At 46.8% G+C, this 16,842-nt stretch carries 13 protein-coding genes; 7 read left to right on the forward strand and 6 right to left on the reverse strand.

Features of this window, described 5'->3' with window-relative positions:
• Nucleotides 1-8: 8 nt before the first annotated feature.
• Together traF and ST37_RS17475 are read left to right on the forward strand one after the other, a co-directional pair.
• Entirely contained in the window at nucleotides 9-1,187 is a 1,179-nt protein-coding gene (gene traF, locus ST37_RS17470; RefSeq protein ID WP_084888795.1) for a conjugal transfer protein TraF, read from the forward strand.
• Between the two features lie 629 nt (nucleotides 1,188-1,816).
• Nucleotides 1,817-3,403, forward strand: coding sequence for a mechanosensitive ion channel family protein (locus ST37_RS17475; RefSeq protein ID WP_084888797.1), 1,587 nt, complete (start codon nucleotides 1,817-1,819; stop codon nucleotides 3,401-3,403).
• Nucleotides 3,404-3,446: 43 nt separating this feature from the next.
• Here the strand turns inward: ST37_RS17475 and ST37_RS17480 are convergent, their stop codons facing one another.
• Both ST37_RS17480 and ST37_RS17485 read right to left on the reverse strand, forming a co-directional pair.
• Nucleotides 3,447-4,814 (reverse strand): alpha-amylase family protein, encoded by a 1,368-nt coding sequence (locus ST37_RS17480; RefSeq protein WP_084888799.1) that lies wholly within the window; start codon nucleotides 4,812-4,814, stop codon nucleotides 3,447-3,449.
• A gap of 306 nt (nucleotides 4,815-5,120) precedes the next feature.
• Nucleotides 5,121-6,320, reverse strand: a complete 1,200-nt coding sequence (locus ST37_RS17485) for a tetratricopeptide repeat protein (protein ID WP_084888800.1) — start codon at nucleotides 6,318-6,320, stop codon at nucleotides 5,121-5,123.
• Between the two features lie 226 nt (nucleotides 6,321-6,546).
• Here ST37_RS17485 and ST37_RS17490 point away from each other — a divergent pair, with 226 nt between their 5' ends.
• Nucleotides 6,547-8,334, forward strand: a complete 1,788-nt coding sequence (locus ST37_RS17490; protein ID WP_084888802.1) for an alpha-amylase family protein — start codon at nucleotides 6,547-6,549, stop codon at nucleotides 8,332-8,334.
• A gap of 75 nt (nucleotides 8,335-8,409) precedes the next feature.
• Here ST37_RS17490 and ST37_RS17495 read toward each other — a convergent pair whose 3' ends face one another.
• Nucleotides 8,410-9,276: an alpha/beta hydrolase-fold protein gene (locus ST37_RS17495; RefSeq protein ID WP_084888804.1), complete on the reverse strand. Its 867-nt coding sequence runs from the start codon at nucleotides 9,274-9,276 to the stop codon at nucleotides 8,410-8,412.
• A 262-nt stretch (nucleotides 9,277-9,538) separates the two neighbouring features.
• On the opposite strand from ST37_RS17495, the gene ST37_RS20050 reads away from it, so the two are divergent.
• From ST37_RS20050 to glgX, 3 genes are all read left to right on the forward strand, one after another.
• On the forward strand, nucleotides 9,539-9,691 hold the full coding sequence (locus ST37_RS20050; protein WP_172401031.1) for a hypothetical protein: 153 nt from the start codon (nucleotides 9,539-9,541) through the stop codon (nucleotides 9,689-9,691).
• 199 nt (nucleotides 9,692-9,890) lie between these two features.
• Nucleotides 9,891-10,052, forward strand: a complete 162-nt coding sequence (locus ST37_RS20055) for a hypothetical protein (RefSeq protein WP_172401029.1) — start codon at nucleotides 9,891-9,893, stop codon at nucleotides 10,050-10,052.
• A gap of 88 nt (nucleotides 10,053-10,140) precedes the next feature.
• Complete coding sequence (gene glgX / locus ST37_RS17500; RefSeq protein WP_084888806.1) at nucleotides 10,141-12,090, forward strand: glycogen debranching protein GlgX; 1,950 nt, start codon at nucleotides 10,141-10,143, stop codon at nucleotides 12,088-12,090.
• A gap of 47 nt (nucleotides 12,091-12,137) precedes the next feature.
• Here glgX and ST37_RS17505 read toward each other — a convergent pair whose 3' ends face one another.
• The gene (locus ST37_RS17505) at nucleotides 12,138-12,872 is read right to left on the reverse strand and encodes an SDR family oxidoreductase (RefSeq protein WP_084888808.1); all 735 of its coding nucleotides are present in this window, start codon (nucleotides 12,870-12,872) and stop codon (nucleotides 12,138-12,140) included.
• 17 nt (nucleotides 12,873-12,889) lie between these two features.
• On the reverse strand, nucleotides 12,890-13,774 hold the full coding sequence (locus ST37_RS17510) for an AraC family transcriptional regulator N-terminal domain-containing protein (protein WP_084888810.1): 885 nt from the start codon (nucleotides 13,772-13,774) through the stop codon (nucleotides 12,890-12,892).
• Between the two features lie 192 nt (nucleotides 13,775-13,966).
• Here ST37_RS17510 and ST37_RS17515 point away from each other — a divergent pair, with 192 nt between their 5' ends.
• Complete coding sequence (locus tag ST37_RS17515; protein ID WP_084888811.1) at nucleotides 13,967-15,883, forward strand: PHB depolymerase family esterase; 1,917 nt, start codon at nucleotides 13,967-13,969, stop codon at nucleotides 15,881-15,883.
• 55 nt (nucleotides 15,884-15,938) lie between these two features.
• Here the strand turns inward: ST37_RS17515 and yqfB are convergent, their stop codons facing one another.
• A complete protein-coding gene (gene yqfB, locus ST37_RS20380; protein WP_084888813.1) occupies nucleotides 15,939-16,835 on the reverse strand; it encodes a N(4)-acetylcytidine aminohydrolase in 897 nt (298 codons plus the stop codon).
• Between the last annotated feature and the right edge of the window lie 7 nt (nucleotides 16,836-16,842).

A 16,842-nucleotide genomic window follows, 5' to 3' on the forward strand; every position in this document is an offset into this window, starting at 1 on the left:
TAACGACCATGTCAAACAAATGGATACTTCCAACACTGGTCGCTTTGACCGTTTCTAGTTCTGCTTTGGCTGCCCCACACGCTTATTTATACAAAGACTCACGCGTTATGGCGATGGGTGGTGCTGGGGTTGCGACTGGTGGATACAGCACGTCACTTTTTCAAAACCCTGCTGGTTTGTCGAACCTCTCAACAGAGCACGGCCTCATCGTCGAACTATTGGGCCTTAGCTTTACAGCCTCTGGCGAAGCGGCTAACGTTACGCAAGATATTTTAGATGCTATCGACACTGATGATACGGAAGCAGTAAAAGACGTTCTGAACGCTTATGCAGGTACTCCTGTCCATCTCGATTTCTCTAACTACTCGTCGGTTAGCTATAACCATGGTGACATTGCATGGAGCTTAGGCTTGCTAGCTGCGTCAGAAGCTAATCTTCTTGTTAACCCTTATAGCGTTGCTGACTCAGTCGAAATACAAGCACGAGGCTATGGTGGTTTAAATGCGGGTGTTAGCTATACACTTCGCGAGCTTTGGATCGGCGATTTGGCTTTGGGTTTAGGTGGTAAGTTTTACGCCCAAAACTCTTATGAAGATACGCTTAATGCTCAAGAGTTAATCGACTTTGAACAGTCAGGTGATGACATCGCAGATAGAGCAAGCGAAACGCGCACTGCTTTTTCATTCGATATTGGTGCAATCTATCAAATCGACGCCCCTCTTAGCCCTTCTCTAGGCTTTAGTGTAATGAATATTGGCGGTCTCGACTTCGAAGATGCGTTTGGATCACAGCCAATGACCGTAAATATTGGTGGTGCAATTGAGCCTGAAATCCCATTTATTAAGCGTACTCGACTGGCTATCGACTACATGGATCTACTAGGTGCAAATACCTACCGTTTGTATTTCCCTACAACGAATGAAGATGGCTCACCATACTACAAAGATATTGAATCTGATGACATGATGCAGAACCTTCGTTTAGGTCTGTCTGCGCTTATTTATGATAACTCATGGTCTTCACTTGAACTTGCTACAGGACTGTACCAAGGTAACGTTACAGGTGGCATAGACTTTGTTGCATCTATATTTAAGCTATCTGTTTCCACCTATGCTGAAGAGGTTGGACCCGTATCGGGCGACTATACCGATCGCCGTTACACTGTTGATTTAGGCATCGCTTGGTAGCCGCAATCAATCGACACTGATGCATTCGCTCAATCTCTAGAATAAACAACCAAAGCGCCTTACCACAGAGGCGCTTTTTTAATTTTCGGCCTCCACACCATGCTATATTGGTTTCGATCACCAAAGTTAAAAACTAAAACACCGCCTGCTTGTTTAAGTCTATTACGCACAAGGTCGATGAAGCCACCTAGCTAGGCTAATCAATGATTGACCATACTGCGATTGCCATCGGTGATCTTACCCAACAAATCGACCAGGAGATTTGAAGAAGTGGGGACACTGGATGCCGCTACCGACAACATTGAAACGATGTTAAAAGTCATCAACGATAGTACTGACCAAACCAACCTACTGGCACTGTGCTGTCCAGCAATAAGTGCGATGAATCCTAGTAAAAGCGAGGGTGTACAGTGTGTGGAGCAGTGTCCAATTTTATAAATTAGCAGTAAAACCCCCTTCATCTACCAAGCAAAATCACTTTATGTAAGCCTACAAAATCTGAGTTTCATCATAGCTCAATTGAATACGGCCAAGCGTCACTATTCGGAAATTAAATCCGATTTTAACTTGGCATTTCCACTTCTAATTCCTACTATTTCTCAATAGGTTATGAAATTATTGAGGGAATAATGAAAACACTACTTCATGGAATGATGCTATTCATCCTGTGCCTTACTTTGCCAGCGCTTGCTAATCAAGAAACAGAGCAAAGTGATTTAGCAGGGCAAATCTTAGCAGTATTAGAATCGGATGCGACTCAAGCCATCTACTTAGAAGATATCTTACGTCGAAAAAACACCGAACATCGAAAAACTCTCGCGGATTCAATTGATGCTGGCATTAAAACCCCCGACACTAAAGCTCAAGTTTCTGAACAGATTTATGTGTTAGAGACTCTACTAGTTCATTCCGATAAAACAGCCGATCAGCTATTAGAAGCGGCGTTAACCGCAGAGCCGGACAAAAAAGCGGTGCTATTTTTTGAAGCTCAACAGCGGATCAGTGCAGCAGACATCTACACCCGACAGCTTGCTCAAACCTTTAAGTGGGCTGACCAACTTGACATAGAAGCAGACACCAGTGATTTTCTGACCGAGCTTAATCTTCGGGCGAAAGATCTGTCAGAGCTCATTCTGTTTTTCGATGAGCGTAACAGTGGCTTAGCGCAACTCGCCAAACTCACCCCAGCAGACGAAGTGGCTAACGTCGAGAAGCAGCAACTTATCTATACCCAGATGCAGAAGTTTATGTTGATAAGCCTCAATATAACTGTTGGCCTGTTAGAAACCTATAAGCAAGATGTCACCGAGTACAAACAGTTGCTGTTCACTTTCACTGGGGATATAAACTCTGGCATATTAGATATCAATGTTGCGTATGGCCTTCTCAATCAATGGCTGGAGTCTTTTAAAGATTGGGCAATTGAAAATACCCCCACAATCATCATGAAGCTGCTGGTATTTTGCTTGATCATTTGGGTAACTCGAATGGTGGCACGCGGTGTGGCTAAACTGGTTAGGCGTAGTGTTACGCAAGCTAAGCTTAAGTTCAGTGTTTTGATGCAAGAGTTCTTTATCTCAATGGCATCCAATACCGTAACCTTTGTGGGTATTCTCATCGCGCTTTCGCAATTGGGTATAAACCTCGGCCCCTTGCTAACCGGTTTTGGTGTGGCTGGTGTGATCATTGGTTTTGCACTGCAAGATACACTGTCTAACTTTGCATCGGGGCTTATGATCTTAATCTATCGCCCATATGATGTACGCGATTTAGTCCAGGTTGCTGGGATCAAAGGTAATGTGAGTCACATGAGCTTAGTGTCTACTACCATCCGAACCTTAGACAATCAGACACTGGTGATCCCAAATAACAAAATTTGGGGGGATGTGATCAATAACATGACTGCGGAGCGCGAACGCAGAGTCGATATGGTGTTTGGCATTGCTTATCAAGATAACTTTGAAGATGCAAAAACCATTATTAAGGAGATACTCGCCCAGCACAAAATGATCTTACCGGCACCCGAGCCTATTGTACGTGTGCACACGCTCAATGAATCCTCCGTCGATATTGCCGTTCGCCCGTGGGTAAAAACCGTCGATTATTGGGATGTATACTACGACGTCACCGAGCAGGTGAAACAGCAATTTGATGCCAAGGGCATTACCATTCCATTCCCACAGCGCGATGTACATATATACAAAGAAGAGAGCTAATACCAACCAAAGCCCCAAGTGACACAATCACTTGGGGCTTTATTTAGAGCTCGTCTATTAGCATGACATACCCGCGAGCTGGGATCTCAAACTGAATGTGCGTCGCGTCTTGGTGTACCCATTGTCCATCGACCATATTTTTCATCGCTTTAGACCATCGCAGTCGCACCGTTTTAGCCTGTTGCGATTTATTAATAGCAACAATGCCTTTATCGCCACGACGACAGACAAAATGGTCATCGCTGACTTCAGACACACCCATTTTTTTGCCATGAACCAAATTATGAAACGCTATCATTGGCTGAATGCGCGGATCGCACCACGCATTCTGCCAGCGAGGTTCTCCGTTTGAGCCTTTAATACCACTAGTATTCAAGTCGGTGTAGATCAACGGTACGCCGCCGTCACGACACAACACATAGCAATACGCCAACCATTCTAGCTCTTCAGTCATGATCAGCGGCATAAATACATCGTTATTAGGAATATCGTGCGTGATGGCAAAGGTGATAGCACGCTTACGAGACAACGCTTCACCAAAGGTAAATGGGTCGACCAAGTCTGACAGTACGCCGTCGGCTTGCAACGAACGATACAAGGTACTGAACAGCGGGAAATCGTACGCTGCGAGAAGCGTCTCTTCTAAATAGGGCTTCAAAAACAAAGCGTATTCTTTGCGCGTAGCACCACCATCGGTAATGATTTCACCAAATATATGCACACCTTCACTGATCTCTTCGGTCCACACTTGTTTAATATGTTCAATGCTAAGATGTTTTGCCGCATCGATTCTAAACCCTTTCACACCTAATGCCTTGAGGGCTTTAATATAGTCTTGCTGCACTTGAACAACGCGATCGCACACCTTTAACGTTGGTAGGCCTGGATCGTGCTCACCGCCTGTAATACGGCCATTTTGAACTTCCCATGTGTTTTGCCAATCCTTGATACCAAACGCTTCAACAAAGTGCTCTTCAGTAAAGAGCGGTTCGGACAAATCGCCAAACAGTTTTAACGATTCATAGTACTTAGCGTCTTTTTGGTAAGCGGCCATCTCTTGCACACTCGGGTATTGCAAGTCTTGGCGCTGATAAGCTTCATTGGCCATATGGTTAAACACGACATCGACATACACACGCAATCCGTGCTGCTCAAGCGTCTTGACCATTTTTTTAAAATCTAATGTGTTGCCTAACTGATTCTCGATCACTCGATAATCTTGCGGCTGATATCGCTGCCACCATTTTGTGCCCGACTCATGGACGAAAGACTTCATCGGTGGTGATATCAACACGGTTTTATAGCCAAGCAGATGGATCTGCTCAGCGCGTTCGGTGATCAATTGATATGGCCAATCAAATGCGTGCAAAATCACATCTTTTGGCTCACTTTGGTGGGTTAAATGCCCCATACCTTTAATCCTTGTGTCTCGATCGTCAACTGGACGCACTGTAAATCAAGCAATAATTGCACCTAGTGGCGCTCAATGGATCGTTCTGGCCTGCCTTAATGCAGCAGGCTAATTGAGAGTATAACGACCAATGATTACAGTTCCGTCCTTTAATGGCCGACATTATAATCAACTCTCGCTGTTCTCACTCCCCCCTAGTCAAAAAATAGACGGTGGAGAAAAAAGGCGTAGAAACAAAGCTATACCAATGTGCGAATATCAACTTGCTGCATAAGCAAGGGATCGATTAGAGGCGTTTCAGGCGAGCTAGTTGTTGTGTGTTCCAAAATTCACAGCGTCCATACCAAAGGCAGATTGCTGGTCAAGAGTGTATGAAGTGTTCGATATTCCCGCAGGGTGCTCGCTACTCACCTGCCCGGTTTGTGCACCAATTTGAGTCGCACCGTCAACAGGAGCCTGTTGTGAATCGATGGGTTTTGAATCGGTTTCAACAGTTTTTGCTGTAACCTCGGGAAAATAGATGGGCCTGTTGTACAACTTATTGAGCGCCTTAATTATGGAGTGTTTCACCACGTCACCCTTGGCAATCTTTTGATGTAGCGGCTTTGCCAGTGCCTGCAAACCCACAATAACGTCAACCCCAATCGCTGAGGCGACCACATCACGTTGCTTAACTGACTCGGCGTGGCCACTTTTAGCCGCCATGAATAGCCAAACGTAGGCCACGGTATGAACACCAGCATTGGACCATAGGCACCCTGCTCGATATTGAGCGTTTAAATCACCTTTTTCGCCCGCCAGCTCATACCAGTACCCGGCTTTACCGATGTCTAACGGCACACCCTTTCCGTGCTCATACAGCTCGCCCAATCGAGTCATGCTAGCGGTACTTTGCAGCTTAGCGCCGCGTCGAAACCAAGTTGCCGCTTTAGAGTAATTACGCTCTGAATTATTAGGGGACTGCCACCAGTCACCCATATAGATGATCGCATCAATATAGCCAAGCTCTGCGACTTCCTGCATTTCTTGAATGCCTTTCTCTAAAGCTATATCAACCCCATAACCTTCAATTAACGCAATAGCCTTCTCTACTTTGGCTTCATTGCTGCCTTGTAGCGCACTAATAGCTAACTGCCAAAATTGTGCTTTTTTCTGATAGATAGGGTCACTTTGCGCTCGTTGACACACACGTACAATGCCTCGCATCGCAATTTCGTTATCTTGCATGGCGGCTTTTTCGTACCAGTACAACGCCTCTTTAGGTTGGTTTCGCTCTGCTTCTTTAGCCAAATAGAGTTGCGTCGCTATATGACCCGTCTCGGCTTTAAATACTTTATCACTGTGCTCTTGCGCGCGGGCTTGTTGCATAGCTTTTCTGTAGGCGATTTCTTGCCTACGCTTTTCACGGCGCTCACGCTTTTGACGCGCTATCGTAGAAGCGATGAACATACAGGCCATCAGAACTAAAAAACAGATCGCGCTAATAACCAGCGTGGTTGAGGTCATATTTCCTATACCGTTTGCATGAATCAGGGTTCAAGCATCAAAAAAGAGTCAAATGAGAGTATACAGTAGCCCTTCTAATATCGGCCAATGCATTCCATTCTTTACAAAAATTTATCTGGATCACGGTTTTGCGCTCTACGCCCCCTAAAGTTCCAGAAAAGGAGGAGTATGAGCCCCACGGTTCAGCGATATGATTATGGCATTAACCTCAACCTTATAGAATGCCATGTCATATAATAAACTTAACGTGTACCAAGTTTTCACCCGTCTTTTTGGTAACACTCAAAGCCACGTCACACCATGGGGCACCATCGAACAAAATGGCGTCGGCAAGTTCAGCGATTTTTCGCCTCTTGCATTACAAAAAATCCACGAGCTCGGTATGACCCATATTTGGTATACCGGAGTTCCGCATCATGCTGTTATTAATGATTATAGCGACATTGGCATTAACAATGATCACCCAAGCGTTGTAAAAGGTCGTGCGGGCTCGCCTTATGCAGTAAAAGACTATTACAACGTTAATCCAGATCTCGCAGACGACCCCTCGCAGCGTTTACAAGAGTTTGAATCGTTGATCGAGCGAACCCATCAAGCCAACTTGAAAGTGATTATCGACATCGTGCCTAATCACGTTGCGCGCCAATATCAAAGCACCACTAATCCCACAGGCACGGTCGATTTTGGCGCAAATGATGACACCAGCGTTGAATACGCCAAGCACAATAATTTCTACTACATCCCGCAAACACACTTTGAATTGCCGGATATCCCGCTGCACCTTCAGCCTTTAGGTGGGGAGCAGCACCCTTCAATGGTAACGCCATTTGAAGAGTACCCGGCTAAATGGACGGGCAACGGCTCTCGCCTTGCCAAGCCGGATGTGGACGACTGGTATGAAACCGTCAAAGTAAACTATGGCGTTCGCCCAGATGGAACCAAAGATTTCGATACCCTCCCCGAGCACTACCGCACACTGGGTCACCGCGAACACTTTGAGTTTTGGCAAGGTAAAGAAGTCCCCGACTCGTGGGTTAAATTTCGCGATATAGCTTTGTATTGGATTGAAAAAGGGGTCGATGGTTTTCGCTACGATATGGCTGAGATGGTGCCTGTCGAGTTCTGGAGCTACATGAATGCCTCAATTAAAATGCGCAATCCTGATGCCTTTTTAATGGCCGAGGTCTATCAGCCCCACCTGTACCGAGACTACATTCAGCTCGGCAAAATGGATTACCTGTACGACAAAGTAGACCTCTACGATACGCTAAAAGCCATTATGCAAGGGACGCAGTCCACACAGTCGATTAATTCCATCCAGCGCGACATGCTCGATATTGAGCATCACATGCTGCACTTTTTGGACAACCATGACGAGCAGCGAATTGCCTCACCGGAGTTTGCGGGCGATGCCGATAAAGGCAAACCCGCGATGCTGGTCAGCGCGCTGTTAAGCACTTCACCCACCATGATCTATTTTGGTCAAGAAGTCGGAGAGCCCGGAGACGAGATGGCTGGATTTGGCCAACCCACTCGCACCTCAATTTTTGACTACGTGGGTGTGCCTCATCATCAGCGCTGGATGAATAACGGTAAATTTGATGGTGGGCAGCTGACTGAGAAAGAATCTAATTTACGCCAATTCTATCAAAAACTGCTCAACTTCACTCTGGCAAGCAAAGCGTTAGAAGGCGACTTTGATGCGCTGCATGAGGCCAATGAACAGCAGATGTCTGACGCCTTTTCTCGCTGCTACGTCTTTGCACGCAGTAACGTAACCGATGATCAGTCGTCGATCGTGATTGCGGCGGCTAACTTTGACGCGCAGGCTGCTCATGAGTTTGAGCTCACAATTCCTGCCGAGTTAATCTCAAAGTGGCGCTTGTCTGATGGAACGCACTTAGCCGTCGAGCAGATCGAACAATCCGACGCTTATCAGTTGGAAGTGACGCAAGGTGTTGGCACATTAGCCATTACCTTGTCGCCACTCGGTGCGATTGCGCTCACGCTATAAGGCGTTAGGTTAGAAATAGGGTGGTACAGCGTCTTGGGACAATGCACCACCCTTTTTATTTTCCCAGTCGCTTTTCTAAGAGCAATGTTGGATGAAATTTGGGACTCGTTTTTGCCAGTCCCGTTCGTTGTGAATGGCGTCCTCGCATACCTCAAACCGGACACCAACATTGTCCATATGGGTCAATACTCTGGCCACTTGCTTTGCATCATCAACATAAACTTGGTTAAAGTCATCGCGTGACTCATCGCTGGTCTCATTGGTCCCAACGTCCATATACAGTTGCAAAGGCAAGTCCAATTGCACCCCAGACAACCAGGCTAAAAATTTGGGTTTGTTGAACCAGAACGCGGGAGAAAACACACCTGCACTCCCAAATACAGAGTTATAGCGCATCGCTATATAGGCGCTGATCAAACCGCCCATCGAACTTCCCATTACAAATCTATGTTCTCGTGCGGTCAGGGTTCTAAATTCTCTATCTATATGTTGGCGCACATCGTTAGCAACAAAGTCAGCGTAGAGGTCACCGAGTCCTCCTAGCTCATAAATGCCAGCGTCTCGTCCGGGCAACTTAAAATCTGGGTCCATTTTCCACGGAGAGTACTCATTAAATCGTCCATTGAAATCATGAGTTGGGCTGTTATCTATTGCCACCACAATCCACTCTTTGTAGGGATCGGCTTGATAAATACGGTCAAGTTCATCTTGAATGCGCCAGCTAGTGCCATATTTGGCGTCCTTATCAAAAAAAGCATTCTGCCCATCGTGAAAGTAGATCACGGGATAATGCGCGTCCGATTGTTGGTAACTGCGTGGCAGTAGCACCCGAATTCGTCGGGTGGTGCTCAGGCCCGTAAAGGGAAAGTCGTCAAGAGTGACAAGTCGTGATTCGATATTTAATGGAGACATAGCTGCCCAAATGAAAAGAGGTTTATGCAATCACAAACTCTTTCATATTTTGCAATTTCATGACGTGATCTCGTTAGCATTCAGATGAAAAGCGTCGTTAACAAGGCGGAATACTCGTGTTGGGTGTCCATCGCGACGAAAATGGAAGCATAATTTGCTGCGGAGCCACAATGCGGGAAAATAGGCATGTCAGTCGAAAATAACGTCCAACCATAAAAAACACGACAAAGTAATGTCCATAAAGGCTATCCCCAGCTAACCAAAAATATAAAACATTGCCTAGCAAAGCCTTATGCACTTCACTGTCCAGAAAAGTTCAACCACGCATAACCTCAATAAACATTCATCGGTAGTGGACTGGGAGGATGCCATTGCGCGATTTAATGTGAGTGGTAAGCCATTTGAAGTTGGCGTTAAAGTTCGCGGCATTGAAAAAGCGGGTTAAATAATGGGGATTCACTGGCCCCGTATGACTTGTGAGGCGAGAGTTTGATGACTGAGAGCTTGGCCCGAATCCACGGCGAAATCCCACCCGTTGGTGGGCCCGAATCATGGCTTCGCGTCGAACCAAGCTCTCATTCATTATCTGAAAGTGTACGAGAAGAGCAAATTTTAAGCAAACGCCTTGAGTTGGTGGAAATTGAATGGAAATCACCGAGCCCCCTACTCTGGCCGAATCAGCGCTTGATTCGCAAGTCAAAGCAACCGAGCTAGTGCGCCAAGCTAAAGACTCTAGGCAGAACATCGATGAGCTAAAGAGCCCTACAACCGGCCTACGAACAGTGAGCAGAGTCACTTTGTCATGACTTATTCATGAAATGATGCGACACTGTTATTGATTTTCGTCCGTGAAGTATTAATTTAGCTATCAAAACAGTAGATTCGCAAAACACTATGAATGTTCAGTCTCGCCCGTTCCCACTTGGCGCCACACTTAGAGACGGTGGCTGTAATTTTGCCGTCCATGCTCCACACGCATCGCAACTCAAATTAGAACTCTTTGACGGCACTTCGCGCCGCTCTATTGAATTTGAGCATCATTACTCTGGTGTACGTCATGTATTTGTACCGGGTGTCACTGCTGGTCAAGAATACGGTTTTAGCGTCAACATTGATGACAATGCCTATTTACTCTCTGATCCTTACGCTAAAGCGATTAGTAAAGCCCTTGATTACAAGCTGCCGTACACCGCTGAAAAAAGCTGGGACATGGCGCACTCAGTGGTCTGTGATCCTGACTTTGATTGGCAAAAGACTCAGCCGCCACGCATTCCTCGTGAACAAACGGTACTGTTTGAAACACATGTGAAAGGCTTGAGTAAGCTTCATCCCGAATTAAGCAAGCAGGAGCAAGGTACTTACCTTGGCCTTGTGAGTAAACCAATGCTGAAATACTACAAGCAGCAAAACATTACCTCTTTGCAGTTGTTGCCTGTTGCAGCGTGCATGCACGAGCCGCATTTGCTCGATATGGGTAAAGTGAACTATTGGGGTTATAACCCTTATCTTTTCATGGCACCAGACCCACGTTACGCCAATCAAGATGCAGTAACAGAGCTTAAAACTGCAATCAGAGAGCTGCACCGTAATGGCATCGAAGTCATTTTGGATGTGGTTTACAACCACACCGCAGAAGGTGGCGAAGGCGGACCAATCTTTAACCTTAAAGGCCTGGATAACCACTACTACCTGAAACATGGCTGCCACTACGCCAACTACACGGGCTGTGGTAATACTGTCGATTTAGATCATCAAGCGTCGCTAAATTTGGTTATGGATACTCTGCGTCACTGGGTAAGCGAATACCAAATTGATGGGTTCCGTTTTGACCTTGCCGCAACGCTGGGTCGCAATGGTGACGACTTCAACCCGCGCGCTGCGTTTTTCCGCGCGGTCGCTCAAGATCCTGTTCTTCAACAAGTCAAATTGATTGCAGAACCTTGGGATATCGGTCCTAACGGTTATCAAGTGGGTGCTTTCCCTGACGGCTGGAATGAGTGCAACGATAAATTCCGCGATATTACGCGCAGTTTCTGGCGCGGCGATCAAGGCTACTTGAAAGAGTTCGCTACGCGCCTTATGGGCTCTCGCGATCTATACAGTGCCAGCCGCTGGCCTCAAAAAATGACCATCAACTACATCACCTATCACGATGGTTACACCCTACAAGATCTGGTGAGCTACAAGCATAAGCATAATGAAGCAAATGGCGAACATAACCGTGATGGTCATGGTGACAACCGCTCTGACAACTACGGTGTAGAAGGTCCAACAGACAGCATGACCATAAAAGCCATGCGCGAAAAACAAAAACGCAACTGTCTGGCTAGCTTACTATTCTCGTTCAGTATTCCGCACATTCTAACCGCAGACACCCTGTCACATACGCAGAATGGTAATAACAACGCTTACTGCCAAGACAATGAAATCAGCTGGCTAAATTGGGAGCTCACTGAGCGTAAGCGCTACTTTAGCCAATGGATTTCGGATATGTTGGCTGCACGTAAGCAATATATGACTCCGTTTATCGAGGCCTTCAGTGGTGAGACACGTAATCAAAACCGTGTCGGTTGGTATCGTCCAGATGGGCACAATATGGAAATTGCAGATTGGAACCAGTTAAAAGCTGTCGCGCTGCATTTGGGGATCAATAAAGACGGTGACGAACTACTGTTTTTCATTAACCAATCACCATCACCGGCTCGATTTGTGACTCCAGTAAAAGGCGACAAATGGAAACTGATTGTCGACACCTCTCAACGCTCTGTGGGCGAAGGGGATTACATCGACAAACCACTCATTGAACCTGTTTCGATGATGATATTCAGTCGAAGTGTTAGTTAGCTAACTAACCAACGCCAAGCCTAATCAGCTTGGCGTTTTTGTTTACCCTAAAGCCCACCACACACGTCAATAAACGATCCGGTGGTAAACGAGGCGTCTTCAGATAGCAGCCACGCAATAGAATGAGCGACCTCTTCTGCTTGTCCGCCTCGCTGCATCGGTATGTTCGATGACAGCCTATCGACGCGAGCAGGCTCACCACCATCGGCGTGCATCTCGGTATAAATCAATCCTGGTCTAACCGCATTGACCCGTAAATTTTGATGGGCGACTTCTTTGGCCAAACCAACGGTTAACGTGTCGATTGCCCCTTTACTGCATGCGTAATCTACGTATTCATTCGGTGAGCCACTTTTGGCCGCGCCAGACGAGACGTTCACTATCGCCCCCGCCTTACCATTGCGACGCAATACAAACTCTCGACAGCACAGAAAGGTGCTGGTTAGATTGGTTGTTACAGTTTGCGTAAAACGCTCAAGCGACGTATCCACTAATCGCGATTGGGCAAAAAGCCGACCCGCATTATTCACAAGCGCAGTCACTTCACCGTACTGCTGCTCGGCAAAGTCAAACAGCTGCTTAACCTGCACTTCATCCGACACATCTGCTTGATAGATCTGCACTTCGAATCCGAACTTGGTCAACTGTTGTTGCAACTGCTCAGCGGGTGCGCGTTGAAAGCGAAAATTAATGATCACCGAATAACCTCTTTGCGCAAGCAAAGTACTCGTTGCCCTGCCAATACCGCGGCTTCCACCCGTCACCACCACCACTTTTTTCACACGTAAATCCTTTTACATTATTGAGTTAGGTGCGAAGCAGTATGACCAAAGTGACGTTTAAATTCACGACTAAATTGCCCCAAATTGTTGTAACCGACTTTGTAGGCAGCTTCCGACACACTTAGTCCTTGCCATAAATAACTGCGCGCCTGTTTAAGCTTTTGGGTTTTTATAAAGTGTAGCGGCGTATCGTGCATCACCAGTTTGAATTTTTCATGAAAGCTCGAATGCCCCATGTTCGCCAAGCTCGCCAGCTCATCCACGGTGAAGTGTTGTTCAATGTTTTGGGTGACATGTTGTACGACTCTCGACATGGTGCTTGCATCTTTGGTTTGATGTAAAAGACGTGACAACTGCCCAGCAGGCAGCGGTGACAAAAGCCGGTAGTACAGTTCGTCGAGCAGTGATTCACATAGCACCTCTCGCTCACTCGCATCATCGAGTAACCACGAAAGACGCAGCAAAACCATCCATAGTTTGTCGTCTAAATCCATCGCAAAATGATCGTTGGGATTGTTGCTTTGACTGTGTGACGGTGCCCCACGACTCGATTGCAGTTGAAGTGCGACTTTGGTCATTCGGTCTGGGTCGAGCAGCAATACCAGGCAACTGATTGGGTGTTCTGCGCTGATCATGTTTTTTTGGCACTCCACCATAGTGGGCGACAAATTGGAAAATAGAGTCCCTAACGGTTGTGCATATTCTTGTTCAGCGACTTTCAATACTCGCTCACCCTGCAGACCTACAATCGCCATAGGTTGATACAACTCGTCTACGGGACGCCCTCTACGGCTATTGCGATAAACAAACATCTCAGGAATCGGCGTTTGATGGAATCCATCAAACTGCATATACGGCTTAAATCGCGACTCAAGCTCTCGCAAAGATTGCGTCTGTTCCATCAAACTGCTCCAGTTAACATTTGTGTTACTAATATACTATGTAAACGTTACCAAAACTACAAATTGGAGTTTTGTGTAAAAGACTCAGATTTTCGTGCATTCATCCCTATAGGCGGTTTTCTTAGACTGAGGCCACTTTTCTAAGACCGCGATACGTCTTAGGCCTTCAACCCGTTACATCAAGGATCGAGTATGAAACCAACAACCGCACTATGGTTAACTGTTGGCGTGTTCAGCGCACTATTAACCGGCTGTAACTCCTCCAGTTCGCCCAAATCCGACTCAACACCCAGTAAATCAATATCCACTGCAACCTGTGAAACCGAGTTCACACAGGGTCGCTGTGTCTCCAGTACCGATGGTGTCAATGACCGTGGTTATTATGAATACATAGCAGACAGCGTCACGGACGAATCGCCTGCATTATTAATCAGCCTACACGGCTTCGGAAATAACATTGATTTTGTGACTGAGTTCGCACACGGTAAGTCGTTGAGTGAGGCGCAAGGGTATGTCTATGTCGCCCCTCAATCTTTCAAACAAATCGACGGCGGAAGCGCATGGAATGGTCCGACGGCGTGCTGTTGGTTTGACCGATTTAACCCCGCAGGCGTGCCCGAGCCAGACGACAAGGCATTTTTAAAGAACATCATCGACCAGCAAATTGCAGACAACAACGTGGATCCTAATCGCGTGTTTATTATGGGACACTCTAATGGCGGATTTATGGCGCTGCGAACCGCGTGCGAAATGTCTGAAAAAGTGACTGCAGTGGTGAGTATTGCAGGACTTATGAGACCGGATGTCGACCAATGCCAACCAGAGAACCCCGTCTCTGTTTTGCAGATCCATGGTGAAGCAGACCAAACCGTTTCCTACTTGGGCAACACCTTTAACGCGCGTCTTTTGGCAATGGCGAGTGCCGAAGCCGTAGTCGGACGTTGGGCGCAAATTAACCAGTGTGATGCTACCCCAACAGCGAGCAGCACTATCGATTTGACCGAATCCGATGTAGTCGGTGGCATTGGTGACCCAAGACACCCATTACTACTGACAACTCGACAAGCGCAGGTCTCTCAATATCAACAGTGTGCCAACGACACCAGTGTCCAACTCGCTACCATAGAACAAGGTACTCACGTACCTGAGTTTATTGAATCCCAGTTTATCGATCTTGTTGGACGCTTTTTAGAGGATTACGGCACTCGTACCATTAGCACGGTGACTGATGTCGCCGATATGGCAGAGCCTATCGTTGTTGATGTGCAAAATTACGCCATTACACCGCTTAATCGCAAAGCCTTGTCGCTAAGCAGTCCATCAGAGGCATTTGGTATCGCGAAAATGACCCGAGTTAACGACGACACGGTTCACTTTGAGCTCAACCTCTACGATATTGATCCAACGACCATCACCTCAATTGTTATTAATAGTGATGCCACGGGTAACGCTGATAGTGAACTGGTCGAGCTGTTTGCTGACTCCTCCTACGCGTTTCAAGGTCAAAGTCTCTTTGGCTTGGCGACACTATCCCAATCTGCGTTCGATGCAGCCAATCAACCCTATTTGCTGATCAAAACCACCAACAACACCGCAGGTGAACTTAGCGGTAACATTGTCTTTGATCGTGCACTGCTGCCGACTCAGCAAATGGCCACCTTATCAGGTGGAAGTGGAGAAACTGCAGACGTCACGCTGTCTTGGAATGGCCGTGGTAACATGAGTTACTCTCTTGCCTTTGAGGGTATCGATAGTAATACCATCACCTCGATCACCATTAACCCAGTAGGCAGCGATGAGGCTGTGCTCAATTTGTACCCTATCCCATCAGGCTTCCCAGATCCTGACGACTTTGCGGGTATCAACGCAGTGAAACCAGAGCTAGAAGCGTTGTATGGAAGTGCAGACTGGGTTGGAACCATTGTAGATGATGGCGGTCTGCAATTTGTGAGAAACAGCGCCACATCGGCTGAGCTGTCTTCTACTCTAGAGATAAAGTCGGGCACACAAGGTGTGTACGAACAGATGCTTGCCTACCCAGAGCAATTTGAAGTTATTGTCGACACCAACGCTCAACCGGCACAGCTAACTGGCGCCATTGCCCCTTAAGCAGCTTTACCCTTCCAGTACTAACGATTCAGCGAGCAGTTATCTGCTCGCTTTTTTATTCCGCTGTTGCCAACTCAAAACAGACGGCATAGAGCTGAGTGACCCCAGGGTAAATCTCTCCAATAACACTGACCAGCTCATCTAATGTCATATTCTCTTGCTGCGCGTGTTCGATGGTTAAGTCCTCCAGCCTAACGGGCTCAACAGACAGTATTTTTAAATCGCAAAAATAGCGGTCTTCTACAAAGGTTGAAACTGGAACGACGCTACCAACTTTATAGGCTTTTTCAGCCTCATCACGTAAGGTAATGGTTTTCTTTCCAGCAACAATATCGTGCTCAAATCGTTCGAAGAAGGTCATTTTAGATAGGTACATTGTGTGCTCACTGTGTGGGTCTGTTAAGACGGGTTTAGTGGTGACATTTAGCTGCAGTTTAGGCCATTGACTGAGCCAGCGTTTTGCGACAATGCGCTGCTCAACCACGTTAATATCTCGTTTGGGGTTAGGAGTAACCTGCAACGACATCAGAGAGTCGAAACCAAAGGCCGACACACACTGGTATTGCTGGTATGGAAGCTGACGAATAGCGACTGCCGTTTCAATTTCCGGCCAATAACGCATCGCATCTATCGAACCGATGTAAGGAGCGTCACCGTTTTGTGCATGCATCCTAGCTTGGTTTCGAACTTGCCAGTTAACGTCTGGCATCCATTGCGAAAGCAACCGCTCGTAGTGACACTCCGTTTCCACTGAGATAGTATCCGGATCGTAATAAATCACGTCGATGTCATTGAGCGGGGTCGACGTTTCAACGTGGTGCAGACGGTCCCACACTAAGTTGCGTACAAATCCCGCTGCTATATAACACTGTGGCAATTGCAGGCGAAATACACCCTCTAACGCCTTACATCGGAGCGGATCGTTTTTGACCCACTGAATTATTTGCTGCACCAGTCAC

The organism is Vibrio sp. qd031 (assembly GCF_002100145.1).
In the GTDB taxonomy this organism is placed as follows: Bacteria; Pseudomonadota; Gammaproteobacteria; order Enterobacterales; family Vibrionaceae; genus Vibrio.